The organism is Kitasatospora sp. NPDC002522 (genome assembly GCF_053595195.1).
The window spans coordinates 112,778-138,098 of the sequence record NZ_JBSFXE010000005.1 but is presented as its reverse complement, the minus strand read 5'-3'; the positions used below and the strand labels follow the sequence as shown (position 1 = coordinate 138,098).

The 25,321-nt window shown below is 73.2% G+C and carries 20 protein-coding genes; 3 read left to right on the top strand and 17 right to left on the bottom strand.

Going from position 1 to position 25,321, the window contains the following annotated elements:
* Window positions 1-117 precede the first annotated feature (117 nt).
* From ACWD4U_RS05900 to ACWD4U_RS05820, 17 genes are all read right to left on the bottom strand, one after another.
* The gene (locus ACWD4U_RS05900) at window positions 118-1,371 is read right to left on the bottom strand and encodes a phenylacetate--CoA ligase family protein (protein ID WP_363451506.1); all 1,254 of its coding nucleotides are present in this window, start codon (window positions 1,369-1,371) and stop codon (window positions 118-120) included.
* Window positions 1,372-1,470: 99 nt separating this feature from the next.
* Window positions 1,471-2,727, bottom strand: coding sequence for a phenylacetate--CoA ligase family protein (locus ACWD4U_RS05895; protein ID WP_363451508.1), 1,257 nt, complete (start codon window positions 2,725-2,727; stop codon window positions 1,471-1,473).
* Between the two features lie 33 nt (window positions 2,728-2,760).
* Window positions 2,761-3,600 (bottom strand): SDR family NAD(P)-dependent oxidoreductase, encoded by an 840-nt coding sequence (locus ACWD4U_RS05890; protein WP_363451510.1) that lies wholly within the window; start codon window positions 3,598-3,600, stop codon window positions 2,761-2,763.
* Complete coding sequence (locus ACWD4U_RS05885) at window positions 3,597-4,880, bottom strand: MFS transporter (RefSeq protein ID WP_449787115.1); 1,284 nt, start codon at window positions 4,878-4,880, stop codon at window positions 3,597-3,599. Before ACWD4U_RS05885 ends, ACWD4U_RS05890 begins: the two co-directional genes overlap by 4 nt.
* Complete coding sequence (locus ACWD4U_RS05880) at window positions 4,877-6,097, bottom strand: AMP-binding protein (protein ID WP_363451514.1); 1,221 nt, start codon at window positions 6,095-6,097, stop codon at window positions 4,877-4,879. The genes ACWD4U_RS05885 and ACWD4U_RS05880 overlap by 4 nt, the downstream gene beginning before the upstream one ends.
* Window positions 6,094-7,092 carry an ATP-grasp domain-containing protein gene (locus tag ACWD4U_RS05875; RefSeq protein WP_363451516.1) on the bottom strand — a complete coding sequence of 333 codons (999 nt, stop codon included), beginning with the start codon at window positions 7,090-7,092 and terminating at the stop codon, window positions 6,094-6,096. Before ACWD4U_RS05875 ends, ACWD4U_RS05880 begins: the two co-directional genes overlap by 4 nt.
* On the bottom strand, window positions 7,089-8,516 hold the full coding sequence (locus tag ACWD4U_RS05870; RefSeq protein WP_363451518.1) for a KamA family radical SAM protein: 1,428 nt from the start codon (window positions 8,514-8,516) through the stop codon (window positions 7,089-7,091). The genes ACWD4U_RS05875 and ACWD4U_RS05870 overlap by 4 nt, the downstream gene beginning before the upstream one ends.
* Window positions 8,516-10,216: a class I adenylate-forming enzyme family protein gene (locus ACWD4U_RS05865; protein WP_363451520.1), complete on the bottom strand. Its 1,701-nt coding sequence runs from the start codon at window positions 10,214-10,216 to the stop codon at window positions 8,516-8,518. The genes ACWD4U_RS05870 and ACWD4U_RS05865 overlap by 1 nt, the downstream gene beginning before the upstream one ends.
* A gap of 102 nt (window positions 10,217-10,318) precedes the next feature.
* Window positions 10,319-11,695 carry a flavin monoamine oxidase family protein gene (locus tag ACWD4U_RS05860; protein WP_363451522.1) on the bottom strand — a complete coding sequence of 459 codons (1,377 nt, stop codon included), beginning with the start codon at window positions 11,693-11,695 and terminating at the stop codon, window positions 10,319-10,321.
* Window positions 11,692-11,994 (bottom strand): phosphopantetheine-binding protein, encoded by a 303-nt coding sequence (locus tag ACWD4U_RS05855; protein ID WP_363451524.1) that lies wholly within the window; start codon window positions 11,992-11,994, stop codon window positions 11,692-11,694. The genes ACWD4U_RS05860 and ACWD4U_RS05855 overlap by 4 nt, the downstream gene beginning before the upstream one ends.
* 241 nt (window positions 11,995-12,235) lie before the next feature.
* On the bottom strand, window positions 12,236-13,765 hold the full coding sequence (locus ACWD4U_RS05850; RefSeq protein ID WP_363451526.1) for an amino acid adenylation domain-containing protein: 1,530 nt from the start codon (window positions 13,763-13,765) through the stop codon (window positions 12,236-12,238).
* Between the two features lie 644 nt (window positions 13,766-14,409).
* Complete coding sequence (locus ACWD4U_RS05845) at window positions 14,410-15,972, bottom strand: MFS transporter (RefSeq protein WP_363451528.1); 1,563 nt, start codon at window positions 15,970-15,972, stop codon at window positions 14,410-14,412.
* 169 nt (window positions 15,973-16,141) lie between these two features.
* On the bottom strand, window positions 16,142-17,857 hold the full coding sequence (locus tag ACWD4U_RS05840) for an alpha-galactosidase (RefSeq protein WP_363451530.1): 1,716 nt from the start codon (window positions 17,855-17,857) through the stop codon (window positions 16,142-16,144).
* A 120-nt stretch (window positions 17,858-17,977) separates the two neighbouring features.
* Window positions 17,978-18,709, bottom strand: a complete 732-nt coding sequence (locus tag ACWD4U_RS05835; RefSeq protein ID WP_363451532.1) for a hypothetical protein — start codon at window positions 18,707-18,709, stop codon at window positions 17,978-17,980.
* A 79-nt stretch (window positions 18,710-18,788) separates the two neighbouring features.
* Window positions 18,789-19,154, bottom strand: a complete 366-nt coding sequence (locus ACWD4U_RS05830) for a SpoIIAA family protein (RefSeq protein WP_363451534.1) — start codon at window positions 19,152-19,154, stop codon at window positions 18,789-18,791.
* A gap of 22 nt (window positions 19,155-19,176) precedes the next feature.
* Window positions 19,177-19,566 (bottom strand): VOC family protein, encoded by a 390-nt coding sequence (locus tag ACWD4U_RS05825; RefSeq protein ID WP_363451536.1) that lies wholly within the window; start codon window positions 19,564-19,566, stop codon window positions 19,177-19,179.
* Between the two features lie 140 nt (window positions 19,567-19,706).
* Entirely contained in the window at window positions 19,707-20,411 is a 705-nt protein-coding gene (locus ACWD4U_RS05820; protein ID WP_363451538.1) for a TetR/AcrR family transcriptional regulator, read from the bottom strand.
* A gap of 182 nt (window positions 20,412-20,593) precedes the next feature.
* Here ACWD4U_RS05820 and ACWD4U_RS05815 point away from each other — a divergent pair, with 182 nt between their 5' ends.
* The 3 genes from ACWD4U_RS05815 to ACWD4U_RS05805 all read left to right on the top strand — a co-directional run bounded on the left by ACWD4U_RS05815 (window position 20,594) and on the right by ACWD4U_RS05805 (window position 25,306).
* Window positions 20,594-22,081: an APC family permease gene (locus ACWD4U_RS05815; protein WP_449787114.1), complete on the top strand. Its 1,488-nt coding sequence runs from the start codon at window positions 20,594-20,596 to the stop codon at window positions 22,079-22,081.
* 57 nt (window positions 22,082-22,138) lie between these two features.
* Window positions 22,139-23,779: an amidohydrolase gene (locus tag ACWD4U_RS05810; protein ID WP_363451540.1), complete on the top strand. Its 1,641-nt coding sequence runs from the start codon at window positions 22,139-22,141 to the stop codon at window positions 23,777-23,779.
* A 147-nt stretch (window positions 23,780-23,926) separates the two neighbouring features.
* Window positions 23,927-25,306, top strand: coding sequence for an NAD(P)/FAD-dependent oxidoreductase (locus ACWD4U_RS05805; RefSeq protein WP_363451542.1), 1,380 nt, complete (start codon window positions 23,927-23,929; stop codon window positions 25,304-25,306).
* Window positions 25,307-25,321: the final 15 nt, after the last annotated feature.

The following is a 25,321-nucleotide window of genomic DNA, read 5'->3' as shown; positions in this document are numbered from 1 at the left end:
GTCCGGGCCAGGTTGGCGGCCGGCGGAGCGGCGCCGTTCGGCGAGTTCGCCGCGACGGCCGAAGGGCTGGAGTTCGACGGCGAGCGCCCTGGTGGAGAAGCGCACTTGGGCCGCTGCCTAGTCCTTCGGGCGTTCGTCGATGACCTGCTGGAGCTTGCCCGTGCGGGGGTTGGTGGCCAGTTCCGCGCGGGGGACCCACTCGAGTCGGAGGGGGTGGATCGCGCCGAGGGCGACTTCGGAGGTGTAGAGCGGGCGGGCGTCGAGGACGGCGCGGCGAAGGGTCTCGAGGAGGTCGGCCGGGGGCTCGGTGGTGTGGCCGAGGCGGATGATCAGGCCGTCGCGGCCGTCCCAGCGGCGTTGGACGAGCTGCATCCCCGCGATGTGCTGGCCGGGGTCGTGGGCGAGCAGGACGGCGCGGACGTCCTCGGTGGGCATCGCGACGGTGCCGACCCGGGCGCCCTCGGTGGAGCGGCCGAGGAGGCGGAAGCGGCGGCACTCGGCGTCGGTCCACTCGGCGCGGTCGCCGGCGGGGTAGCGCAGGATCGGGACCAGGGTGCGGAACAGGTTGGTGACCACCACCCGTCCGGGGACGCCGGGTTCGGTGATCGGCTCGCCGGTGGCGTCGTCGATCAGCTCGACCACGGTGCGGTTCGGGAAGGCCTCGTGCACCCGCACGTCGTCCCCGGCGACCGGGCCGGCGACCAGTCCGGCGTCGACCGAGGCGTAGCCGATGGAGGAGATGGCGGCGTTCGGGAAGGCGCTGCGCAGCAGCGGGCGCAGGTCGTTGAAGAGGATGTCGCCGCCGAACAGGATGAGTTGGACCTGTTCGGCGGGCCGGTCCTGCTTGAGCAGGGTCTCGGCGACCGAGGAGAGCTTCATCGGCTCGCCGGCCAGCACGTCGACGCCGAAGGAGTGGATCAGGTCGGCGATGTACTCGTCGGGCGCGGCGGCCACCGGCAGTCGGACGTTGTCGACGGGCGCGTGGTGCAGCGCGTTCTCGATGAAGAGGAAGCCGCTGTACAGCTCCCCGGCGCAGAACAGGTTTGCCACCTTCTGGCCGGGCCGGAGGCCGGCGTTGACCAGGCCCGCGCCGAACGCGCTGACGCTGTCGAAGTGTTCGGTGCGCGTCCAGGGCGAGAACTTGGGTGCGCCGGTGGTGCCGCCGGTCTTGTAGACGGCGGCGTCGGTCAGCGGCGCGGTGAGCAGTCGGTTGTCGGGCCAGGCGTTGGCGACCCAGAACGCCGCCTGGTCGATGACCGGCAGCTGGGTGAGCGAGGTGACGACGGTGGGCACGTCGCGGTACAGCTCGGCGTAGAACGGCGAGTTGGTCCGGGCGTGGTCGACCAGGTCCTGAAGCGGCTTGGCGGGCACGGTGGTTGCTCCTCGGGGCGGAGTCGGGACGGGCGGGAGCGCGGCCGGCCCGGCGCGGGCCGGGTGCGCTCCCGGCCCGGGGCGGGAACCGGCGGCGGGTCAGTGGGCGGGCCGTTCGTCGATCACCTGCCGGAGCTTGCCGGTGCGCGGGTTGGTGACGAGCTCGGAGCGCGGGACCCATTCGACCTGGAGCGGGTGGATCGCGCCGACGGCGACCTCCTCCTCGTAGGTGGGGCGGGCGTCGAGGACGGCACGGCGCAGGGTCTCGAGCAGGCCGGCCGGGGGCTCGGTGGTGTGGCCGAGGCGGATGAGCAGGCCGTCGCGACCGTCCCAGCGGCGCTGGACGAACTGCAGGCCGGTGATGTGGTGCCCGGGGTCGTGGGCGAGCAGCACGTCGCGGACGTCCTCGGTGGGCATGGTGACGATGCCGACCCGGGCGCCCTCGGTGGAGCGGCCGAGGAGGCGGAAGCGGCGGCACTCGGCGTCGGTCCACTCGGCGCGGTCGCCGGCGGGGTAGCGCAGGATCGGCATCAGGGTGCGGAACAGGTTGGTCACCACCACCCGTCCGGGGACGCCGGGTTCGGTGATCGGCTCGCCGGTGGCCTCGTCGATCAGCTCGACCACGGTCCGGTTCGGGAACGCCTCGTGGACGCGCAGGTCCTCCCCGGCGGGCACCGGCCCGGCGACCAGTCCGGCGTCCACGGAGGCGTAGCCGATCGAGGAGAGCGCGGCGTTCGGGAAGGCGCTGCGCAGCAGCGGGCGCAGGTCGTTGAAGAGGATGTCGCCGCCGAACAGGATGAGTTGGACCTGTTCGGCGGGCCGGTCCTCCTTCAGGAGCGTCTCGGCGACGGAGGACAGCTTCATCGGCTCGCCGGCGAGCACGTCGACGCCGAAGGAGTGGATCAGGTCGGTGACGTACTCGTCGGGCGCGGTCGCCACGGGCAGTCGGACGTTGTCGACGGGCGCGTGGTGCAGCGCGTTCTCGATGAAGATGAAGCCGCTGTAGAACTCGCCCGCCCGGAACAGGTTGGCCACCTTCTGGCCGGGCTTGAGGCCCGCGTTGACCAGGCCGGCGCCGAACGCGCTGACCGAGTCGAAGTGCTCCGAGCGGGTCCACGGTGAGAACTTGGGCGCGCCGGTGGTGCCGCCGGACTTGTACACGGCGGCGTCGGTGAGCGGGCCGGTGAGCAGCCGGTTGTCGGGCCAGCTGTTGGCGGCCCAGAACGCGACCTGGTCGATGACGGGCAGCTGGGTGAGCGAGGTGACGACGGCGGGCGCGTCGCGGTACAGCTCGGCGTAGAACGGCGAGTTGGCCCGGGCGTGGTCGACGAGCACCTGAAGTGGCCTGGCGGGCATGGGGGTTGCTCCTCGGTTCGGAGTCAGGGGCGGTCAGGGGGCGGGGGTGAGGCCGATCCAGTCGTGGGCGAGCCGCTGGATCGCGGTGCCGTCGCGGTCGGCGAGCTTGGCGTCGAGGTAGCCCGCGGCCCACGCGTTGGCGGGGATCCGGAACGCCGGCCGGTCCTCGGCCAGCGCCTGCAGCACGGCCTCGGCGACCTCGGCGGCGGGCTGTCCGGCGCTCGCCCAGCCCTTGCCCAGCCGGTCCACGTAGCTGGCGAAGGTGTCCGCGTACGGGCCCGAGGCGGCCTGCACGGTGGACCGGTTGACGTCGGGGAAGACGCCGAAGTTGGTGTCGGGGACGTAGCCGGGCACCAGCATCGAGACCCGCACGCCGTGTGCGGCGGCCACCGGGGCGAGCGCCTCCATGAAGCCCTCGACGGCGAACTTGGCCGCGCAGTACGCCTCGTTGAAGGGCTGGCCGACCACGCCGTGCACGCTGCCGATGGTCAGCATCCGGCCGCGGGAGGCGCGCAGCAGCGGCATCGCGGCGCGCGAGACGGCGACCGTGCCGAAGAAGTTGACGTCCAGGTTGGCGCGCAGCGCCGCCGAGGTGGACATCTCCAGCGTCGGGTCGAAGTTGGAGATCCCGGCGTTGTTGACCAGGGCGTCGAGGTGGTCGACCCCGGCGAAGCAGGCCGCGACGGACTCCTCGTCGGTGACGTCGAGCCGGCGGACCAGGGCGTCGGGCGCGGCGGCCCGCAGGGCGTCGGCGCGGTCCGGGGAGCGCACGGTGGCGATCACCGTCCAGCCGGCCCGGCTCGCGGCGGCCGCGGTGGCCAGCCCGATCCCGGAGGAGCAGCCGGTGATCAGCACCACCTGACGGTCCGTCATGAGGTGGCCTCCGCGAGCTCGGTGACGGTATCGACGGCCTTCGGGAGGTCGGCGTCCATCCGGGACTGGATGCCGAGCGCGGGCAGGAAGGAGCAGGCGGCCAGCAGGGTGCCGCCGGCCATGGTCCAGCGGGCCGCGTCGAGGACGCCGAGCGGGCCGGTGAGCAGCGAGACGGCGAGGCCGCCGACCAGCGCGGCGAGCGGGATGACGCCCCAGGTGGCGGTGCGGAACGCGGCGTGCATGACGCCCTGGTGCTGCGCGGACATCCGGGACTGCCGGGCGGGCGCGGAGCACACGTTGATGCAGGACATGAAGAAGCCGTAGCAGCCCATGGTGGCCGCGATGACGGGCCCGGCGGGCACCGCGGGCGCGGCCAGCACGCCCAGGCCGACCAGGCAGTGCAGCAGCAGCGCCCACGCCAGGGTCCGGCCGATGCCGAGGCGTTCGCTGATCTTCGGGGCGACCAGCGCGCCGAGCAGCGCGCCGACGGCGCCCGCGGACATCGCCGCGCCGAACACGCCGACGCTGACGCCGAGGCCGCGGTAGGCGAGCACCGGCAGCACGGTGACGAAGATCGGGCCGCCGGAGTTCAGCGTGACCGCGGCGAGCACCACCCGGCGCAGCACCGGGTCCTGCCAGTTGAGCCGGAAGCCGAGGGTGAGGCGCTGCCACACCGAGCCCTGGGCGACGGTGCGCTCGCCCCACGGCTGCATCCAGCGGAAGCAGGCCGCGGAGACCAGGTAGCTGGCGGCGTCGACCAGCAGCGAGGCGGCGCCGAGCGCGCTGTACAGGGCGGCGGCGATGGACGGCCCGGCGACCTCGGCGACCGAGCCGCTGCCCTCCAGCCGGGAGTAGGCGCGGACCAGGTGCTCCTTCTCGACCACGGCGGGCACGGCCACCAGGTAGCCGACGTTGAAGAAGATCGTCGCGCCGGAGACCACCGCCACGGAGCAGAAGAGCAGCGGCGTGGAGAGGAAGTCCAGCCAGTACGCGAGCGGGATGACGGCGACGGCCAGCACCCGGACCAGGTCGCAGACCAGCAGGGTGAGCCGCTTGTCCCAGCGGTCCACCAGCACGCCCGCGACCGGTCCGAGCAGCGGGATGCCCAGGTACTGGGCCATCGCGACGATGCCGACCTGGAACGCGGAGGCGTGCAGCACGAAGATCATCAGGGTCGGGACGACGAACACCGTCACCCGGTCGCCGACGTTGGAGATCGACTTGCCGACGAAGAACAGGTTGAAGCCCCGGCCGAGTGACTGGGGCATGCGCAGACTCACGATTCCTCCCGTACGACGAAGCCGGCCGTCTTCCCGGTCCGGTCGTTGCTGACCAGCGCGTCCACCACACGGACCCGGACGTTCTCCGGGTCGTGCACGAAACCGGTGCTCAAGGTGAAGGTGCTGGACAGCAGTTCACGGCGCAGCGACTCGGTGTCGACCTGCGCGCCGGCCGCGGCCAGCAGCAGCACCTCGACCCGCAGGGCCCGCCCGGCCTGCTCGGTGATCAGCACCTGGCCGCGGGTCACCCCCGGCTCGGCCTCCGCCCGGGCGAGCAGCTCGTCGACGTGCAGGCCCAGTCCGCGCACCTGCACGACGTTGTCCCGGCGGCCCAGCACCCGCATCGCGGGCTCCGGCCGCCCGCACGGGCAGGACACCAACTCGCCCGCGTCGCCGGTGCGGTAGCGCAGCACCGGGTTGAGCATCGCCGGGTCCAGCGAGGTGAAGTCCAGCAGCCCGCCCTCGCCGACGTGCACCAGCTGGTGCGGGAACGGGTGGAAGGTGTCGGCCGGGCAGTCCGGCGTGTTGGAGCCGACCACCCAGGTCTCGGTGGACCCGAACATGCCGTGCCGCCGGGCCTCCGGCGCCACCGCCGCCAGGTCCTCCTCCAGCTGCGGCTGCCAGGCCTCGCCGAGCCACAGCACCTTGCGCAGCGACGGCAGTTTGATCCCGGCGGCGCGGGCGTGCGAGAACCACAGCCGCAGCACGCTCGGGGTGCCGCCGATCGCGGTGACCTTCCGGTCGGCGAGGAAGGCCAGCCACTCCGGGTACTCCTCCCGGGTGACCGAGCCCAGCGCGATCACCCGGCAGCCGGACAGGTCCGCCAGGCCCGCCGCCAGGAAGTGCGCGCCCCACATCCGGCCCGCGCCCCAGGCGTTGACGAACACGTCGTCCCGGTCCAGCGGCTGCCAGTGCTCGTACACCTTCGCCATGTAGAACCCGGTCGGCGCGTACCCGACCTTCGGCGCGCCGGTGCTGCCGCCGGACTGGAACAGCCAGGTCGCGCCCTGCTCCGCCTGCGGCTCCAGGTGCGCCAGCGCCACGTTCAGGTCGTCCTTGGCCAGCGGCGGCAGCGCGGCGACGTCCGCCAGCGACACCGGTTCCGGCGCCCCGTCGTAGCGGGCCGCCAACTCCGGTACGGTGCGCAGCTGTTCCAGCGTGCGGCGGGCCACCGCGAGGCCCGGCGCCGCGGCCTGCCCGGTCAGCGAGAAACTCATCGCGCCGCCCCTCCGTTCGCCAGCCACTTCGCGTGCGCGTCGCGGTACGCGGTGAACCGCGCCCGGGTGACGTCCCGTTGCACCGAGCGGTGCGGGTCGTCGAAGTCGGGGGCGATCACCCCGTCCGGCTCCAGCTCGGAGAACCAGAACCGCTCGCCGTCGTGCAGGAAGTCCACGCAGAAGAACGGGATCGGCAGTTTCCGCGCGAAGTACTCGGTGGCTTCGGCGAGTTCACCGGGAAGCTCGCAGAAGTCCATCGAGCCGCCGCGGCTGGCGTTGGCCACCGGCGAGCCCGCCTCCGGGGTGCGCCGCAGCACCGCGTACGGCCGCCCGTCGACCACGTAGACCCGGTAGTCGACCGTGCCGTCGCCGAGGTACGGCTGCGCCACCAGCGTGGTGTCGCCGCCCTGCGCGAGGCTGGCCAGGCCGCGGACGTCCTCGCGGGAGCGGGCCAGGTTGATCCCGCCGCCGCCGCACCAGCCGGCCGGCTTCACGATCGCCGGGAACTCCAGGCCGTCCAGCGCCACCTCGTACTGGTGCTTGGAGACGTCCCGGCCGGAGCCGATCCGCACCGACGGGATCGCCGGGACCGGCGAGTCCGCCAGGAACAGCATGGTCGCCAGCTTGTCGTTGCCCAGCAGCGACACCTGCGCCGGGAACGGCAGGTAGAAGCCCGCCTGCTCCAGCACCGTGCACAGCGCCAGCTGGTTGAACACGTCCATCGACTGGTACGGCAGCGAGTACAGCGCCGTGATGAACAGGGTGTCCTCGGGGGTCACCAGGTCCTCGTCGACGTACACCTTCGGCCGGGCCGGATCGATGCCGTCCACGGTCACCGCCTCCGGGGCGTGCCGGGTCCAGCTCATCCCCAGCTCCGCGGCGATCTCCGCGTACATGTCCCAGAAGTAGTGCTGCCACATCGCGCCGGACCGGGTGGACTCCCGGTCCGGGAAGATCCAGCACATCCGACGCAGCGGCGCCAGGGCCTCGCTCACTCGCTCTCCTCCAGTTCGAAGTGCCCGTCCAGCGCGAAGTGCCCGGCGCGGACGCCCTGTTCGGCCCACCAGGCGCGGCCGGACTCGGGCAGGGTGTCCACCGGGTCGAAGTACGGGTGCCGGCGGTCGGCCAGCTCGGCCGGCTCCGGCGCGTCACCGGAACGCAGCTCCAGACCGGTGCGGTAGTTCTTCGTCCAGTACGAGACGCCGCGCTCGCGGTCGTAGTCGACCGCCTGGTGCACCCAGCGCTTGCCGACGTGCGGGACGTCGGCGACCATCCGCGGCGTGGCGTAGCCCGGCAGGTAGCCGAGGATCGCCTCCTGGAGCCGCTGCGCCTCGGCCAGCGAGGTGCGCCAGTGCTCCGCGTTGGGGATCACGTCGCACAGGTAGAAGTAGTACGGCAGGACGTTCGCCTCGCCCTGCAGGGCGAAGCACAGGTCCAGCAGGTCCTCCGGGGTGGCGTTGACGCCGCGCATCAGCACGCCCTGGTTGCGGACGTCCCGCACCCCGGCGTCCAGCAGCGCCCGCGCGGCCTCGGCGACCAGCGGGGTCACCGAGGCGACGTGGTTGGCGTGGGTGTGCACGGCCAGGTTCACCGAGCGCCGGGCGGCCAGCCGGGCCACCCGCTCCACGCCGCGCAGCACCTCCGGCTGGAGCCAGTGCTGGGGCAGGCCCACCACCGACTTGCTGGCCAGCCGGATGTCCCGCACCGAGCCGAGCTCCAGCAGCCGCAGCAGGAAGGACTCCAGCCGCGGCCACGGCACGTTCGCCAGGTCCCCGCCGGAGACCACCACGTCGCGCACCGTCGGGGTGCGCTTGAGGTAGTCCAGCATCTGCTCCTGCCGGTCGGCGGGCCGCAGCACCAGCCGCGACTTGGCCACCTGCGGGGTGGAGGTGCCGACCAGGTCCATCCGGGTGCAGTGCCCGCAGTACTGCGGGCAGGTGGACAGCAACTCGGCCAGCACCTTGGTCGGGTAGCGGTGCGTCAGGCCCTCCACCACCCACATCTGCGCCTCGTGCAGCGAGTCCCGGGCCGCCAGCGGATGGCTCGGCCACTGCGGGTGCCGGTCCAGGCGCACCGGCAGCATGTACCGGCGCACCGGGTCGGCCAGGAACGCCTCGGTGAAGGCCTCCGGCGCGAGCTCGGCGCCGACCGCCATGGTGTTCAGCATGTGCGGCGGCACCAGCACCGGCATCGTCGCGAACTCGGCCTGGTCGGCCGCGAGTTCACGGTAGAACCGGTCGGTGAGCAGCTCGCCGAAGACCCGCCGCAGCTGCCGCTCGCCCTGCACGCAGTTGGCCCGCTGCCACTGCGCGTCCCGCCACTGCTCCGCGGTCACCTCCCGCCAGCCCGGCAGCCGCCGCCAGTCCGGCTCGACCAGCGGGCGCCGCACGTACTGGTACGGCTGAAGCTGACGGTCCATCAGGAATGCTGCTCGGTCAGCAGGGCGGCGTGCCGGGTGCGCAGCTCGCGCTTCAGCACCTTGCCGGTCGGCCCGAGCGGGAACTCGGCGTCCGTGCCGGCCACCCGGAGCCCCGCCAGCTCGGCCAGCCCGGCCTTGGCGAGCTGCGCGTTGGCGGCCTCCAGCAGCCCGTCCGCCGACGCGCCGGCCTGCAGCCGCACCACCGCGACCGGCCGCTGCCCGCCGTCCGGGTGCGGCACGCCCACCACCGAGCAGTCCTGCACCGCCTCGGCGCAGTCGGCGAGCAGCACCTCCTCCAGCGGGAGGCTGTACACCGGCCCGTCCAGGGTGTCGATCACGTCGACGGTCCGGTCCAGGTGGTAGAACCGGCCCTCCGCGTCGCGGCGGGCGATGTCGCCCGTGAGCCAGTAGCCGGCCAGCCGGAAGGAGTCGGTCAACCGGGCGTTGTTCCAGTACCCGTGGGTGATCGAGGGCGCGACCACCGCCAGCATGCCGACCGTCCCGTCCGGGACCTCCGCGCCGTCCTCGTCCACCACGGCGGCCTTCACGACCACCTCCGACGGCTTGCCGACGCACCGGTCGTTGCGCTCGGTCTCCGGCGAGGTGACCTGGCCGAACAGCGCCATGCCCATCTCCGAGGAGCCCAGGCCGTCGATGAACTGCGAACCGGGCAGCGCCGGTTGCTCGGCCTTCTCCTGCGGCAGCAGCCACGGCTTGATCAGCCCGGCCGGGCGCTCGCCCAGCTGCACCAGCCGCCGGATGTGCCCGTAGTGCGCGCTGTCGCCGGTGTTGAACCAGGAGTGCACCTTCGCCGCGCCCGCGACCGGCAGCTCACCCGTGGCCAACTCGACGAAGGTGCGCGGGAAGGACGCCACCATGGTCGGCAGGAACGCCTCCATCACCGGCTCCACCGTCACCCGCCGCCAGTCCGCCATCACCACCGTCGGCAGGCCCAGCAGGGTGGCGGTGAGGAAGTAGCTCAGCCCGCCCGCGTGGGTGTGCGGCATCAGCGACATCAGCCGGTCCGAGGACTCCGCCGGGAAGCGCACCATGCGCGGCTGCTTGCCCTCCCAGAACTGACGGTGCGCCAGCGTGGTCGACTTCGGCGTGCCGGTCGTCCCGGAGGAGTGGATCAGCGCCACCACGTCGTCGGCCGCGTGCTGGTACGGGTAGCCGTCCGGCAGCGCCGCCGCCCCCGCGTCGAACGCCTGCACCTCGGCGGCGAGCGCCAGGAACCGCGGTCTGCGCTGCGGGTCCTGCCGGTACGCCGAGGCCAGCCGGGTGGTGTCGTCCGCCACCACGCCGACCACGCCGACGTGGTTCAGGTAGCGCACCATCACGTCGTGCCGCATCGCGTCGTTGATCAGCGCCGGCACCGCGCCCAGCGCGGTCAGCGCGAAGAAGTGCAGCAGCGGCTCCAGGCCCTCGCCGACCACCACGCCCACCGGCTCGCCGGCCCGCACCCCGTTGGCGTGGTACCAGGCCGCGTACCGGTCCCGCAGCGCCGCGAGGTCCAGCAGGCTGTGCCCGTGCAGCACCACCTGCCCCCGGTGGTCCGTGCGGTGGCTGAACGCGTACGGCACCGCCCGGTTCGGGTTGGCCGCGATCGCCCGATCGAGGAAGTTGCCCGCCCCCAGCGTCGGGTCGGTCATGAACTGCTCGCGGACGGCGAGCGGGGCGATGGAACTCTGGTCGCTCATGGCGGCCTCCCATGGGTACTCGTCGCCGCAGGGCGCGCCCGGTGGGGCGCGCTCGGTGCGGCAGGATGGAGAGTTGACGGAACGTCGGGGAACGGGGGTCGGTCAGCGGGGGAGCAGCTCGGCGGCCACCCGGCGGCCGGAGCGGATCGCGCCCTCCATCAGCCCGAAGAACTCGGTGCTGGTCTCGGTGCCCGCCCAGTGCACCCGCCCGTGCGGTGCGGTCAGCGCGGGGCCCAGCGACAGCCAGTCGCCCGGGCCGAACAGCGCCGCGTAACAGCCCTTGCTGAACGGCTCGTTGACCCAGTCGGTGACGTGGAAGCCGATCGGCTCCGGCAGCATCGGGAACAGCCGGGCGGCCTGCGCGACCGCGGCCGCCCGCTGCTGCCCGGCGTCCAGCGCGGCGAAGCGGTGCGCCTCCGCGCCGGTGACGAACCCGGTCAGCACGCCCGGCGACCCCTCCGGCGGGGTGTCGTCCACCGTGGACAGCAGCGGCCCGGCCGCGTTCACCGACCAGCCGGACAGGCCGTGCGCGCGCCACACCGGCTCCGGGTACACCAGGTTCAGCTTCACCGCGCAGCCCCGCCCGGTGCGCACCCCGGCCCGCGGCGCCGGCCGCCCCGGGCCGAAGTCGATCGCGTCCGCGAGCAGCGGCGGCACCGCCACCACCACCGCGTCCGCGCGGTAACTCGCCAGCTCGGTGTGGACGGTGACGCCCGCGCCGTCCTGCTCCACCGCGCGCACCGGCTCGCCGCAGCGCAGCCCGCCGCCGTCCGCGCGCAGCCGCTCGGCCAGCCGCTCGCACAGCCGGTGCGCGCCGCCGGCCACCCGGTCCTGCTGCGCGCCGCCCTCGAAGGCGTTCAGGTAGCGCAGGCCGCCGCCGGAGCGCAGGTAGGTCGCCATGTGCAGCACCGACACGTCGGCCGGATCGGCGGCCATCATCTCGCCGAGGAACAGCGGGAAGAACAACCGGGCGTCCGGGTGCGGCAGTTGCTGCTCCGCCCAGTCGGCGGCGGTCATCCCGTCCAGCAGCTCGGCGTTCGGCGTCAGCCACGGCGCGTCCGGCCGCACGGCGGCGGTGAGTTCGTCCAGCAGCTCGAACAGGTCGCCGAGCGCCACCGCGTTCAGCGGCGGGAACCGCCCGTCCCGGGTGGCGTGCTCCGGGCCGTCGCCGAGCGCGAAGCGGCTCGCTCCGAGCATCGTGGTCGGCGCCGTCTTCAGGTCCGACTCGGCGAGCAGCGCGTGCAGTTCGGTGTGCCGGTCGCCCAGGTAGGCGGCGCCCGCATCGATCCACCGGCCCGGCGCGACCTCCACGCCACGGGTCCGGCCGCCGACCGCCGGCTGCGCCTCCAGCACCGTCACCGCCACGCCGTGGCGGGCCAGTTCGGTCGCGGCGGTCAAGCCCGCCAGGCCCGCGCCGACTACCACCGCGCTCTGCACCGGGGCGCCCAGCGGGCCGCCCGGGCCGACCAGGGCGCTCATCGGGCGGCGCCCTGGACGCCCGTGAGCCCGGCGGCCGCGACCCGGTCGGCGACGCCCGCCGGGGTCGGATCGGCGACGAACTCCTCGAACGAGAGCTCCACCGCGTGGGCGCGGGCCACCGCGCTCAGCACCCGGGTGGCGATCAGCGAATCCCCGCCCAGCAGGAAGAAGTTGCCGTCCGCCGGGACCTCCGCCGCCTCCAGGACCCGGCAGAAGATCGCCGCCACCGAGTCGAGCAGCGACCCGTCGGCGGGCGGAGCGGTCGCGGGCGAGGCGGCGGCGGGCATGTCGAGGCTCATCAGGGTCTCCTTCGACCGGTGCGTGGTGCGCGTGGTCCGGCAGGTGCGAGCGGTGCGTGGTAGGCGCGGTGCTGGGGTACCTGGTCGGCTGAGCGGTGCTGGTGTGCAGGCTGAGCGCGGTGCGGGTGCGCGGTGGTGGCGCGCGGGCGGTGCGGCCGTGCTGTGCAGGAGGTCTGACGGGTCGTCAGATCACGGTGCGTACTGCGGTGGTGCGGGGGTCTGCGGAGTCCGTACGGGGCGGTCAGTGCACGGGTACGGCGCCGTGCAGGCGGTGCGAGGCGGCGCGGTCGACCTTGCCGCTGGCGGTGCGGACCAGGTCCGGCACCACGGTGATCCGGCTCGGCACGAGGTGCCCGGGCACCCGTTCTCGCAGGAAGGCGAGCAACTCGGCGGCCAGCGCCGGGTCCGGCCCGCCGGTGCGCGGCACCACGTAGGCGACCAGCGCCGCGCGGCCGGCCAGCGTGGTGGCGGTGACCGCCGCCGCGCCGACCTCCGGGTGGGCGCCGAGTCCGGCCTCCACCTCGGCCGGGTCGACCCGGATGCCGCGGATCTTCACCTCGTGGTCGAGGCGCCCCTGGTGGGTGAGCACCCCGTCCGGGCCGGCGCCGACCCGGTCCCCGGTGCGGAAGTACCGCCGCCCGTCCGCGGTGGTGGTGAACCGCTCGGCGGTGGCCTCCGGCAGGCCCAGGTAGCCGAGCGCCAGGGCCGGGCCGCCGATCAGCAACTCGCCGTCCGGGCCGACGACTTCCTCGACGTGCGGCAGCGCGCGGCCGATCGGCGCCCGCGCGGCCGGGTCCCAGGGGGCGCCGGGCCGGGCGGAGTCCGGGCCCAGCAGGTCCACCGCGTGGGTGATCAGCGTGGTCTCGGTGCAGCCGTAGGTGTTCAGCAGCCTGATCCCCGCGGTGTCCAGCCGGCTCCAGTCGGCCAGCCGGGCCGGATTCGCCGCCTCGCCGCCGATCACCACCAGCCGTACGCAGGACGGGAGTCCGGCGCCGGGACCGTCCTCCGCCAGGTGCAGCACCAGCTCGTGCCAGAACGCCGTCGGCAGGTCCAGCACCGTGACGCCGCGCTGCTCGACCATCCGCAGCAGCCGCGGGAAGGACGCCGAGTGCGCCTCCGCGTCGAACACCAGCCGGGCGCCCGCGGTCAGCGTCGGCAGGATCTCCTCGAAGCAGGTGTCCCAGTTCAGCGAGGCGAACTGCAGGACACGGTCCTCGAGGGTGATCCCGAACAGCGCGCGCAGTGACGCCGTCGACGCGGAGATCGCCCCGCGCGGCGTCAGCACCGGCTTCGGGCGGCCGGTCGACCCCGAGGTGAAGAGCAGGTAGGCCGGATCGTCCGGCTGCGCCGTGACCCGCCGGTCGGTGCCCGGGTCGCCCGCAGCTGCCAACTCAACGTGCTGAATTCCGAGTTGACCGGCCAGCGCGTCGGCATCCCGGCCGACCAGGGTGCGGCAGCCGGCCGCCGCGACCATCGCCCGCTGCCGCTCGACCGGGAACGCCGGGTCGATCGGGCAGTAGACGCCGCCGGCCGCGAGGATCCCGAGCAGCGCCACGACGGTGTCGGGGGTGTGCGTCGCCGGCACCGCGACCGGGCTCGGTCGTGGGCCCAGCCGGTCGGCCAACTGGTCGACCGATAACGCGAGTTGCCGGTAAGTCAGGGTGTTGCCGTGGTGCTCGATCGCGATTCGTCCGGGCCACCGCAGAACGGTATCCGCGAACACCTCCAGCAGGTCGGATCGCGACCCGCTGACATCGCCGTTCTTTGACATGCCCGCTCCAAGATAATGCCCAGAGGTGCCCGTCCGTGCTTCGGCGAACCGGGACTCTACCTCTCAGCTTGCGGAGTCACAATGGCCGTTACGGCGACTTCCCAGAGGATCTGTGACAGAACTGTGAACGGCGGCCGGGCGGTCGTTGATCACGTTCCGTGGCGGTGGAGCCCTGGTGAATGCCCGTGCGGGGAAGCGGATTGGACGATGCGTCGGCGAACTGGCGGGGGAGTGCCGGAAATCGGCGGCGGTGCGACGGAATCCGCGCCAGGATGCTTTGCGGACGATATGGCGGCCGGGCCAGACGATGATCGTTTCGCCGGTCCGGGCGGGCCTGGTTGGCACTCGTACAGAGATTCGAACGGCAGTTTGCGGCAGCCGTCCAGGGCGAGCGGAAAACGATTTCCCGTTACCGTCCAGGGGTATGACGAATCGTCGGCCGCGCGAATGCGAACCGCCGGACGCGCTCGGTCCGGATGACCACGGTGGGTGGTCGGGGAGCGGTCGGGACGCCCGGAACAACTCGTCCGAGTGGTGGCTCGGAATGGCCGCCGCGGACCGACCGCCCGGACGTGGTTCTCGACCGCATCCTCGCCGCGGCCCGCGTCTGACGGTCGGTCGGCTCGGGTGTGGGGGCGTCTCGTTCAGAGCGCGACGGGTTCGTCGCTGCTGTGGGCGGCGGGCGGTCCGGGACGGTAGAGGACCAGGGTGGCCACCAGGCCGACGCCGAAGATGGCCGCCGACCACCAGTAGGCGGTGGAGTAGCTGTGGATCGCGGCCTGCGCCTGCGCCTGCGGGGTCGGCTCCTTGCCGACCAGGTAGTTCGCGGCGGCGGTGGTGGCGAGCGTGTTGAGCAGCGAGGTGCCGATCGAACCGCCCACCTGCTGGCTGGTGTTGACCATCGCGGAGCCGACGCCGGCGTCCCGGGGCGCGATGCCCGCGGTGGCCAGGTTCATGCCGGGGGCGAAGATGAAGCCGAACCCGATGCCGGCCACCACCAGCGGCGGCATCACGTGCAGCGCGTAGCTGCTGTTCAGGTCCAGGAAGGTGAGCCAGACCATGGAGGCGCCGGCCAGTGCCATGCCGGTCGGCACGATCGGCTTCCCGCCGTAGCGGGGGAGCAGCACGTTGGTGGTGACGACCGAGGAGACCACCATCGCGGCGACCATCGGCAGGAAGGCCAGGCCGGTGGTCACCGGGCTGTAGCCGAGGATCTGCTGGAGGTAGTAGGTCAGGAAGAGGAAGACGCCGAAGATGCCGGCGCCGGAGATGAAGATGCCGGCGAACGACGCGCCGCGGTCCCGGTCCAGGACCACCCGCAGCGGCAGCAGCGGGTGCTCGGCGCGGGTCTGCCACCAGACGAACAGGACCAGCAGCACGCCGCCGGCCGCCAGGAAGCCCCAGGTCTGCACGTCGCCCCAGGTGTGCGACTCGGCGTTGCTGAAGCCGTAGACGATGCAGAACAGCCCGGCGCAGGCGAGCAGCGTGCCCGGGATGTCGAGCTTCGGCCGCTCGGCGGGGCGTCCGCCGTGCAGCAGCCGCATGCCGCCGACGATGGCGAGCGCCGCGAAGGCCAGGTTGACGTACAGGCACCAGCGCCAGTTCAGGTACTCGGTGAGCACGCCGCCGAGCAGCAGGCCCACCGCGCCGCCCGCGCCCGCGATGGCGCCGTAGATGCCGAACGCCTTCGACCGTTCCCGGCCGTCCCGGAAGGTGGTGGTCAGCAGCGACAGGGCCGCCGGGGCGAGCAGCGCGCCGAACGCGCCCTGCAGCGCGCGGGCGGCGACCAGCATGGTGAAGCTGGTCGCCGCACCGCCCAGCGCCGAGGCGCCGGCGAAGCCGATCAGACCGATGATGAACACCGCCTTGCGGCCCACCAGGTCGGCGATCCGGCCGCCGAGCAGCAGCAGGCTGCCGAAGGCGAGCGCGTAGGCGGTGACGATCCACTGCCGGTTGGCGTCGGAGAAGCCGAGGTCCTGCTGGGCGGAGGGCAGCGCGATGTTCACGATCGTCGCGTCCAGCACCACCATCAGCTGGGCGATGCCGATGACGGCGAGGATCCACCAGCGGTGCTCGTGCTTGCCGCCGCTCGCCGCGATGTCCACGGGCTGGGCGGCCCCGTCCACGGGCCGGACGGCTCCGGCGGGCCCCGGGGCGGCCGGTCCGACCGCGGTGTCCGCTTCGTTCCACTCGGATGAGCGATCCATGCTGACCTCCAGACGGTCCCGCCGCCGGGGCGGGCACGAAGGCAGACGTCTTGATCACCGTAGTGAGACGAGGTCCCGGTCGCGACTCGAGCACCGGCCGTGACCTGCGGGAACGAAGCGGACGCGGAGCGTGAACCCCCGGGGTCGGATACCGCGGTGATCGGGTGGCTCAGCTCAGTCGGGTGAAGGTCCAGCTCTGGGTGGTGGACGAGGTGTCGGCCTGCTGGGTCAGCGGCGCGTTGTCCGCGGTGGAGGCCGCGGTGAGGACCAGGCCGCTGTTGGCGGAGGTCAGCGCGTAGCCACTGCCGCTGGGCGTGATGATCCAGCGCTGGTTGACGGCGCCGGTGCAGGTCCACTGGACGACGGCGGCGCCGGGGCTGACGGAGACCCAGCTGACGTCGGCGCATAGGCCGGAGGAGAGGTTGCGCACCGCCCAGGTGCCGTCGCCGTTGGCGGTGAGCGTCCACTTCTGGTTGTCGCCGCCGTTGACGTGCCATCCGATCAGCGGCGTGCCCGCGGCGGTGGCGAAGTTCGGGTCGTCCACCGCCTGGCCGGCGGCGGTGATCCGGTAGACGCCGCCGGAGACCACGGGGGCGGCGGGGGCGGTGCCGGAGGGGGTGATCCGGTACAGGGCCGCCGCGTGCGGCGGGACGGCGGCGCGGACCACACCGGTGGCGTTCGTGGTGACCGCCTTGGACCACAGGTCCTTGATCGTGTACGAGTCGGCGCCGCCGATGCCGGCGGCCGCCGCCGTGGTGCCGATGGTCGCGGCCACGCCGGTGTCGTTGAACAGCGCCACCGCGCGGTCGCCGTCGGCCAGGCGCTTGACCCACATCTGGAGGCCGGAGTCGTCGGCGGCCCGGCGGCCGCCGTCGCCGAGCGGGTCCTGGTCGACCGCGATCACGTCGGGGTCGGTGAGGATGGCGTTGGTCGGCGCGGTCATCGAGCGGAGGTCGTTGCCCGCGAGCAGCGGAGCACCCATCAGCGCCCAGAGGCTGAAGTGCGCGCGGGCCTCGTCGTTGCTCAGGCCGGTGCCGACGCCGACCTCCAGCATGTCGGGGTCGTTCCAGTGCCCGGGGCCGGCCTGGTCGGCGATCGCGGGCTGCCCGTTGAGGGCGAGGATGTTGCGCACGCCCATCGGGTAGCTGTTGGTGTTGCCGGTGTTCCAGAAGGTGCCGATGTCCTCGGTGGTGCGCCAGAGGTTGGCGATGCCGCCCCAGTTGAACGCGGCGCCGGTCTTCTCGTCGTGGTACGAGTTCGGGTTGATGCTGTAGACGATCGGCCGTCCGGTGGCCCGCAGCGCGTCCCGCATCACGGTGAACCGCTGCTGCTGGTAGGCGAGATCGCCGTCCGGCGAGCACCAGTCGTACTTCAGGTAGTCGACTCCCCAGGAGGCGAAGGTGTTCGCGTCCTGCTGCTCGTGCCCCAGGCTGCCGGTCGCCCCCGGGTAGTGGCCGGGGCGCTGGGCACAGGTCAGGTCGGTCGGTACCTCGTAGATGCCGAACTTCAGGCCCTTGCCGTGGATGTAGTCGCCGAGCGCCTTCATGCCGTGCGGGAACCGCGTGGTGCTGCCCCGCAGGTTGCCGGCCGCGTCGCGGGTGGGCTCCATCCAGCAGTCGTCGACGACCACGTACTGGTAGCCGGCGGCCTTCATGCCTGAGCCGACCAGCGCGTCGGCGGCCTGCTTGATCAGGTCCTCGCTGATGTCGCAGCCGAAGGTGTTCCAGGTGTTCCACCCCATCGGCGGCGTGGCCGCCACGACGGGTGCCACGGCGGGCGACGCCGCTGACGCCTGGGGAGCGCCCAGGACCGCGCCGAGCGCGAGGACGGCGAACGCCGCGACGGCGGCCCGCCCGCCGCGGGTCCGGGTGGGGGAATGAGGCATCTGCGACTCCTGCCGACTGACACGGGATCAAATATCGTTCGGCCACAGACAACTCGGGATCGGCCCGCCGGTCAAGATCGCCGAGCCGGGTTCGTCGCGCCACCGGTACCTGAGGTGGCGTCAGCCCATCTCGCGGCTCACGACCGGATCGGGCAGCGAACCGGTGCCGACGTACCGGTCGACGGGCGTGACGGCGCGGCGGTAGGTGGCGTAGAGCAGGACGGCCGTCACGGCGGAGACCGGGAGCGCGACCAGGTTGAGCAGCAGCACGTACGGCTCGCCGGCGGCGGTGGAGTAGAACTGCAGGAAGGCCGACCGGAAGGCCATGGTGCCGAAGGTCAGGGCGGCGAGCCGCAGGGCGGTGGGCCAGCCGGAGTGGAGCAGGCGGACCGTGCGGACCGGGCCGCGGCCCTCCAGGAAGGCGGGCAGGGGGAGCAGCAGGCCGACCGCGGTGAGGTAGATGCCGACGGCGGCGATCAGCAGGGCGACGGGCAGGTCCGTGGGGTCGAGGAGAGTGGCCGGGGACCACAGCCAGGCGACGTCCTGCAGCGTCTGCGGGTTGCACAGCAGGAGCCAGAGCGTCAGCGGGGCGATCCGGCGCGGGTCGGGACGGGCACCGGTCAGGACGGACAGCTGCACCCACCAGGCCAGCGCCCCGAGCAGGGCGCCGACACCGTCCTGCACGAGGATCTCGGTCAGGTTGTAGCCGAGGAACCTCGTGGCCGTCATGGCGACCAGGTGGGCGACCGCGAGGCCCAGGTTCACCAGCAGGAGTTGCCACCAGCACGCGGTGGTCCGTTCGCGGACGATGCCCCACCAGGTCGCGTCGGGGAGTCCCGGAGTGTCGATCACCCGGGGACCGTACCGGACGCCGACGGCGCGGGGCACGGCCATTTGTGCGAAGGGCGCCGGTCGGCCGGGTGACGGCGGGTCAGGAGGTGGCGGCGGCCCAGGTGATGGCCTCGGTGCGTCGGGCGAGCGGGAAGACCCTGGTCTCGCCGGGGCTCATCCAGCCGAACAGCGAGGTGAGGTGGGTCATCCAGGCGATGTCGGTGACCAGGGCGATCCGCTTCCACGAACGGAGGTGCTCGACGCCGACCTTGAGGTCCTGCCAGAGGGCGCCGCCGGAGAGGCCGTCGAACTCGGGGATCACGATCACGAACCGGATCTCGCCCTTCGCGGCGGCCTCCTCCATCGCGGGCAGCACCACGTCGCGGTAGTCCTCGGCGCGCAGCGTGCCCTCGCCGGTCTCGAAGCCCACCACACCGGCGGGCAGGTCGCTCAGCTGCTTGATCATCGGACGGCTCCGGGTGTCGGGGCTACGGGGTCTGGACGATCTGGATCAGGTTGCCGCAGGTGTCGTCGAAGACGGCGGTGGTCACCGGGCCCATGGCGAGCGGCTCCTGGGTGAAGGCCACGCCGAGGCCGCGCAGGCGCTCGAACTCGGCCTTCACGTCGTCCACCGCGAACGAGGCGGCCGGGATGCCGTCCTCGACCAGCGCCGACTTGTACGGCGGCACCGCCCGGTGGCCGGACGGCTCCAGCAGCAGCTCCGTCCCGTCCGGCTGCTCGGGCGAGACCACGGTCAGCCAGCGGGCGCCGCCGCCGAGCGGGATGTCGCGCTTCTTCACGAAGCCCAGCACGTCCGCGTAGAAGCGCAGCGCCTGCTCCTGGTCGTCGACGAAGACGCTGGTGACGTGGATCCTCATGGACTGCCCTCCGGGCTTCGCGGAGCCGGCACGCCCGGCCCCGGCCATCGTCCGGCACGGGCCCGCCCCGGGCAAGCACCGACCTGCCGGGGCACAGCGGTCGTTCGGGCAGCTCACGGCACAGGGGTGGTTCGGGCGGCTCAGGGGGCGGCGGGGAGCCGGGCGGCGACGGCGTCGAGGAGCAGGTCGAGGGCGAGCGGGTAGGCGCTGCGCGGCATGTCGGCGGCGAGCAGGTGGACGGTGGCGGCGATGTGCGGGTGGGTGTCGGGGGAGAGGCCGCGGTAGGCGGTGTTCCAGACCGCGAGGTCGGCCTGCTGGGCGGCGGCGGGCAGGGCGAATACCGCCGAGTCCAGGACGGCGAAGCCCAACGCCTGGTCGATGAAGGCGTGGTAGAGCGGGACGGCCTCGGTGTCGGGGAAGCCGGCGTCGCGCAGGATGCCGAGCATGGTCTCGATCGCCCGGATCTCGTTGGCCCGGCCGGTGGTGCGGTACGCGGCGAGGACCGCGGCCTGCGGGTGCGCCTGGTAGCAGGCGCGGATCCGCAGGCCGACCTCGCGCAGGTCCGCGCGCCACTCGCCGGTCGGCTGCCAGCCCCGCAGGCCGAGGCCGATGAGCTCGTCGGCGACGGCGAGCAGCAGGTCGTCGGCGCTGCGGAAGTAGCGGTAGATCGCGCTCGGGTCGGCGCCGAGCGCGGCGCCGAGCCGGCGGACGCTGAACGCCTGGGCGCCGTGCTGGCCGACCAGGCGCAGCGCCGTCTCGACGATGACCTGCTCGGACAGGACGGTGCCCTGCTTGGTGGGGCGCCGCCGGCGGCGCTCGGGTTCGGGAACGACGCGGTCGGTCATGGCCGCCGAGCTTACGACAACGCCATTGACGTGTGAAGTGCCGGACGGTTTCATCTCAACCTCCACCCGGAGTCGGCCCGACCTCGGCCGGAGCGTGAACGCTCCGGGTGCGGACACCCCCATGTCGGCGCGCCCGTCGCGTGTGCGCGCCCTCCCCCACGACAGATCTCGGCGGTGATCCATTGGCTAGGACGGTCAAGGACCGGGGCCCGGTCCCGGACGGCGGCTCGGCGGCCGCGATGCGCAGGACGGTCGGCGTCGGCGGCGTGGTGGTGATCGCCGCGTCCAGTACCGCGGCCACCACCAGCATCGGCATCGGCCTGGGCCTGATGGCGGGCGTGGTCGGCCTGCACCTGCCGGCCATCATGCTGCTGGCGTTCCTGCCGGTGCTCGGCATCGCCGCCGGCTACGGCCGGCTCGGCCGTGACGACCCGGACGCGGGCAGCAGCTACCGCTGGGTGGGCCGGGCGCTCAACCCGTGGCTGGGCTTCCTCACCGGCTGGGTGAACATCCTGACCACCGTGGTGTTCATGGCGTACACCACCACGGTCACCGGCTCGGCGATCATCCAACTGCTCGGCAAGGCCGGGCTGCACTCGGTCGGCGGGCTGGCACTGGACGCGGACTCCAGCTTCCAGGCCACCCTGATCGGCATGCTGGTGCTGCTGACCGCCACCGTCGTCGCGGTGCGCGGCCTGGACCTGGCGGCGGCGCTGCAGAAGTACCTGCTGATCTTCGAGTACGCGGTCCTGCTGGCGTTCTGCGGCTACGGCCTGTTCGCCGGCGACCAGCCGTTCTCGCTCGACTGGTACGACCCGTTCGCCATCCCGTCGTTGGCGGCGCTGGCCCAGGGCATGGTGCTGGCGGTCTTCTGCTACTGGGGCTTCGAGTCGGTGTTCAGCGTCGGCGAGGAGGTGCACGACCCGAAGGACGCCTCCCGGGGCGGCTTCTGGTCCCTGCTGATGATGCTCGGGCTGTTCCTGTTCGCCGGCACCGCCTTCCAACGGGTGCTGCCGATGGACGAGTTGGCCGACAACGGGGCCAGCGGACTGGCGTACTTCGCCGACCGCCTCGCCCACCAGCCGCTGGCCGCACTGCCGTTGGTCGCCCTGATGTTCTCCGCCGCCGCCTCGCTGCAGGCCTCGGTGATCCCCACCGCCCGCGGCACCTACGCGATGGGCCGGGACGGCACCCTCGGCCCGGTGTGGACCCGGCTCCACCCGCGCCACCGCACCCCCGCCGTCGGCACCTGGCTGATCACCGGCATCTCGCTGCTGCTGGCGGCGCTCTCGCTGGTGATCCCGACCGTCACCGAGCTGATCTCGGCCACCGTCAACGCGATCGGCATCGTGGTCGCGCTGTACTACGCGCTCACCGCGATCGCCTCCGCGGTGCGCTTCCGCCACCTGCTGCGCGAGGACCTCGCCGAGGGGCTGAAGGCGGTGGTCGCGCCGCTGCTCGGCGCGGCGGTGCTGCTGCTGGTCGGCGGCTACCTCGCCTGGACCTTCTACGACTCCACCGACCACTTCGAACTCGCCGCCGACAACGGCTGGTTCGAGCTGTCCGTGCCGGTGCTGATGATCGGCAGCGGACTCGTCGCCGCCGCGTGGTCGCGGTTCCGCCGCCGCTCGGCGTACTTCACCGGCGAACCGGCCCCCACCGCCGCCTGACATCCACCTGACCGTCAGTCAACTCCCGTACCCGGAAGAGAAATCGGAGCACCACCCATGACCCACGCCGACCTGGTCCTCACCGGAGGACCGATCCACACCGGCGACAGCGCGCGGACCCGGGCCACCAGCCTGGCCGTCTCCGGCGAGCGGATCGTCGCGGTGGGCCACGACGAGGTACGGGAGTTGATCGGCCCGCGCACCGAGGTCGTGGACCTGCACGGCAAGCTGCTGATCGCCGGCTTCCAGGACGCGCACGTCCACGCGGTGTACGGCGGCGTCGAGATGGCCGAGTGCGACCTGACCGGCACCGTCGGGGTCGCCGAGTACCTGGAGCGGATCGCCGGGTACGCCGCCGCCAACCCGGACCGGGCCTGGATCACCGGCGGCGGCTGGTCCCTGGAGAGCTTCGAAGGCGGCCTGCCCACCCGGCAGTTGCTCGACCGGGTGGTACCGGACCGGCCGGTGCTGCTGGCCAACCGCGACCACCACGGCGCCTGGGCCAACACCCGCGCGCTGGAACTCGCCGGACTCACCCGCGACACCCCCGACCCCGCCGACGGCCGGATCGAACGCGAGCCGGACGGCACCCCCAGCGGCATGCTGCAGGAGGGCGCGGTCGGCCTGGTCGGTCGGCACACCCCCGACACCACCGCCGCCGACCGCCTCGCCGGACTGCTGCGCGCGCAGGCGCTGCTGCACTCGATGGGCATCACCGCCTGGCAGGACGCGCTGCTCGGCGAGTTCGGCGGCCATCCCGACCCGTCCGACGCCTACCGGACCGCCGCCGAGGACGGCACGCTGACCGCCCGGGTGGTCGGCGCACTCTGGTGGGACCGCGAGCGCGGCGCCGAGCAGATCCCCGAACTCGTCGAGCGCCGCGCGACGTCGAGCCACGGACGGTTCCGCGCCGGATCGGTGAAGATCATGCAGGACGGCATCGCGGAGAACTTCACCGCTGCCCTCACCAGCCCCTACCTGGACGGCTGCGGCTGCGCCACCGGCAACAGCGGCCTCAGCTTCGTCGACCCGGTCGCGCTGCGCTCGCACGTCACCGCACTCGACGCGCTCGGCTTCCAGGTGCACTTCCACGCGCTCGGCGACCGCGCCGTCCGCGAGGCCCTCGACGCGATCGAGGCCGCCCGCGCGGCGAACGGCCGGCGGGACACCCGGCACCACCTGGCACACCTGCAGGTGGTCCACCCCGACGACGTGGCGCGGTTCGCCGCACTCGGCGCGATCGCCAACATCCAGCCGCTGTGGGCCGCGCACGAGCCGCAGATGGACGAGCTCACCATCCCCTTCCTCGGGCCCGAACGCGCCGCCTGGCAGTACCCGTTCGGCGACCTGCTGCGCAGCGGGGCCACCCTGGCCGCCGGCAGCGACTGGCCGGTCTCCAGTCCCGTCCCGCTCGAAGGCATCCACGTCGCCGTCAACCGCCGCGAACCCGGCGCCGCCCCCGACACCCCCGTCTTCCTCCCCGAACAGCGCCTCGACCTGGCCACCGCCCTCGCCGCCTACACCGCCGGCACCGCCCACCTCAACCACCTCGACGACACCGGCATCCTCCGCCCCGGCCACCTCGCCGACCTCGTCGTCCTCGACCGCGACCCCTTCGCCGCCCCCACCGACGAGATCGCCGCCACCCAGGTCCTGCGCACCTACGTCGGCGGCCGGGCCGTGCACGTCACCGAGTAGCCGCCGCGGCGAAGTGGTAACCGCCCGGTCCGGCAGGGTGTCAGGACGGTGCCGGGCGGCCTGACAGGGTGTTCGTTGCCGGGTGGGGGAGGGCGCGGTTAGCGTCCGTGGGCGTACGGACCCCACATCCCCGGAAGCAGGTACGGCATGGCTACCGTCAACGGCGGCGTCTCCTTCTGGTACGCGGCCGACGGACTGCCGGCGCGGCGACCGGCGCTTACCGGGGACGTCGCGGCGGACGTCTGCGTGGTCGGGGGCGGGTACACCGGGCTGTGGACCGCGTACTACCTGAAGAAGGCCGCGCCGGAGCTCGAAATCGTGCTGCTGGAACGGGAGTTCTGCGGATACGGGGCGTCCGGTCGAAACGGCGGGTGGCTGTACAACGGCATCGCGGGGCGGGAGCGCTACGCCCGGCTGCACGGGGTGGCGGCGGCCCGGCGGCTGCAGCTGGCGATGAACGACACGGTCGCCGAGACCCTGCGGGCGGCCGCGGCGGAGGGCATCGACTGCGACGCGCACCAGGGCGGGGTGCTCACCGTGGCCACCAGCGAGGCCCAACTGGGCAGGCTGCAAGCGGCGTTCGAGCACGAGACGGCCTTCGGCGCGGACGACGTGCAGTACCTGGACGCCGCGCAGACCGCCGAACGGCTCCACGTGCAGGGCGCGTTGGGCTCGACCTGGAGCCGGCACGGCGCGCGCGTCCACCCGGCGAAGCTGGTGCTCGGGCTGGCGGCGGCCGTGGAGCGGCTCGGCGTGAAGGTCCACGAGTCCACGCCCGTCACGGAGTTGGCGAGCGGACGGGCCGTCACCCCGGACGGCACGGTGCGGGCCCGCCACGTGCTGCGCTGCACCGAGGGGTTCACCGCCGAGCTGCGCGGGCACAAGCGCGCCTGGCTGCCGATGAACTCCTCGATGATCGCCACCGAGCCGCTGCCGGCCGAAGTGTGGGACGCGATCGGCTGGGACGGCCGCGAGGTGCTCGGCGACGAGGCGCACGCCTACATGTACGCGCAGCGCACCGCCGACGACCGGATCGCACTCGGCGGCCGCGGCCACCCGTACCGCTACGGCTCGCGGATCGACCAGGACGGGCGGACCCCGGACGCGACGGTCGGTCAACTGCGGGCCGTCCTGGGCCGGATGTTCCCCGCGGCGGCCGACGCCCGGATCGACCACGCCTGGTCGGGGGTGCTCGGGGTGCCCCGCGACTGGTGCGCCACCGTCGACCTCGACCCGGCGAGCGGCCTCGGCTGGGCGGGCGGCTACGTCGGCAGCGGTGTGGCCACCACCAACCTGGCCGGCCGGACCCTGCGCGACCTGGTGCTCCGCGACCTCGGCCGCACCGGCGACACCGACCTCACCACCCTGCCCTGGGTCTCCCACCGCGTCCGCCGCTGGGAGCCCGAACCGCTCCGCTACCTCGGCGTCCACACCCTCTACTCCGTCTACCGCCACGCCGACCGACGGGAGACCACCACCACCTCCGCCCTGGCCACCCTCGCCGACCGCATCTCGGGCCGCCACTAACGCTTCTTCTTGGAC

Coding starts and splice junctions, on each gene's coding strand:
- ACWD4U_RS05895 (WP_363451508.1), bottom strand. CDS start 2,727: ATGCCCGCCAGGCCACTTCAGGTGCTCGTCGACCACGCCCGGGCCAAC.
- ACWD4U_RS05890 (WP_363451510.1), bottom strand. CDS start 3,600: ATGACGGACCGTCAGGTGGTGCTGATCACCGGCTGCTCCTCCGGGATC.
- ACWD4U_RS05880 (WP_363451514.1), bottom strand. CDS start 6,097: ATGAGTTTCTCGCTGACCGGGCAGGCCGCGGCGCCGGGCCTCGCGGTG.
- ACWD4U_RS05870 (WP_363451518.1), bottom strand. CDS start 8,516: ATGGACCGTCAGCTTCAGCCGTACCAGTACGTGCGGCGCCCGCTGGTC.
- ACWD4U_RS05865 (WP_363451520.1), bottom strand. CDS start 10,216: ATGAGCGACCAGAGTTCCATCGCCCCGCTCGCCGTCCGCGAGCAGTTC.
- ACWD4U_RS05860 (WP_363451522.1), bottom strand. CDS start 11,695: ATGAGCGCCCTGGTCGGCCCGGGCGGCCCGCTGGGCGCCCCGGTGCAG.
- ACWD4U_RS05855 (WP_363451524.1), bottom strand. CDS start 11,994: ATGAGCCTCGACATGCCCGCCGCCGCCTCGCCCGCGACCGCTCCGCCC.
- ACWD4U_RS05850 (WP_363451526.1), bottom strand. CDS start 13,765: ATGTCAAAGAACGGCGATGTCAGCGGGTCGCGATCCGACCTGCTGGAG.
- ACWD4U_RS05845 (WP_363451528.1), bottom strand. CDS start 15,972: ATGGATCGCTCATCCGAGTGGAACGAAGCGGACACCGCGGTCGGACCG.
- ACWD4U_RS05840 (WP_363451530.1), bottom strand. CDS start 17,857: ATGCCTCATTCCCCCACCCGGACCCGCGGCGGGCGGGCCGCCGTCGCG.
- ACWD4U_RS05830 (WP_363451534.1), bottom strand. CDS start 19,154: ATGATCAAGCAGCTGAGCGACCTGCCCGCCGGTGTGGTGGGCTTCGAG.
- ACWD4U_RS05825 (WP_363451536.1), bottom strand. CDS start 19,566: ATGAGGATCCACGTCACCAGCGTCTTCGTCGACGACCAGGAGCAGGCG.
- ACWD4U_RS05820 (WP_363451538.1), bottom strand. CDS start 20,411: ATGACCGACCGCGTCGTTCCCGAACCCGAGCGCCGCCGGCGGCGCCCC.
- ACWD4U_RS05810 (WP_363451540.1), top strand. CDS start 22,139: ATGACCCACGCCGACCTGGTCCTCACCGGAGGACCGATCCACACCGGC.
- ACWD4U_RS05805 (WP_363451542.1), top strand. CDS start 23,927: ATGGCTACCGTCAACGGCGGCGTCTCCTTCTGGTACGCGGCCGACGGA.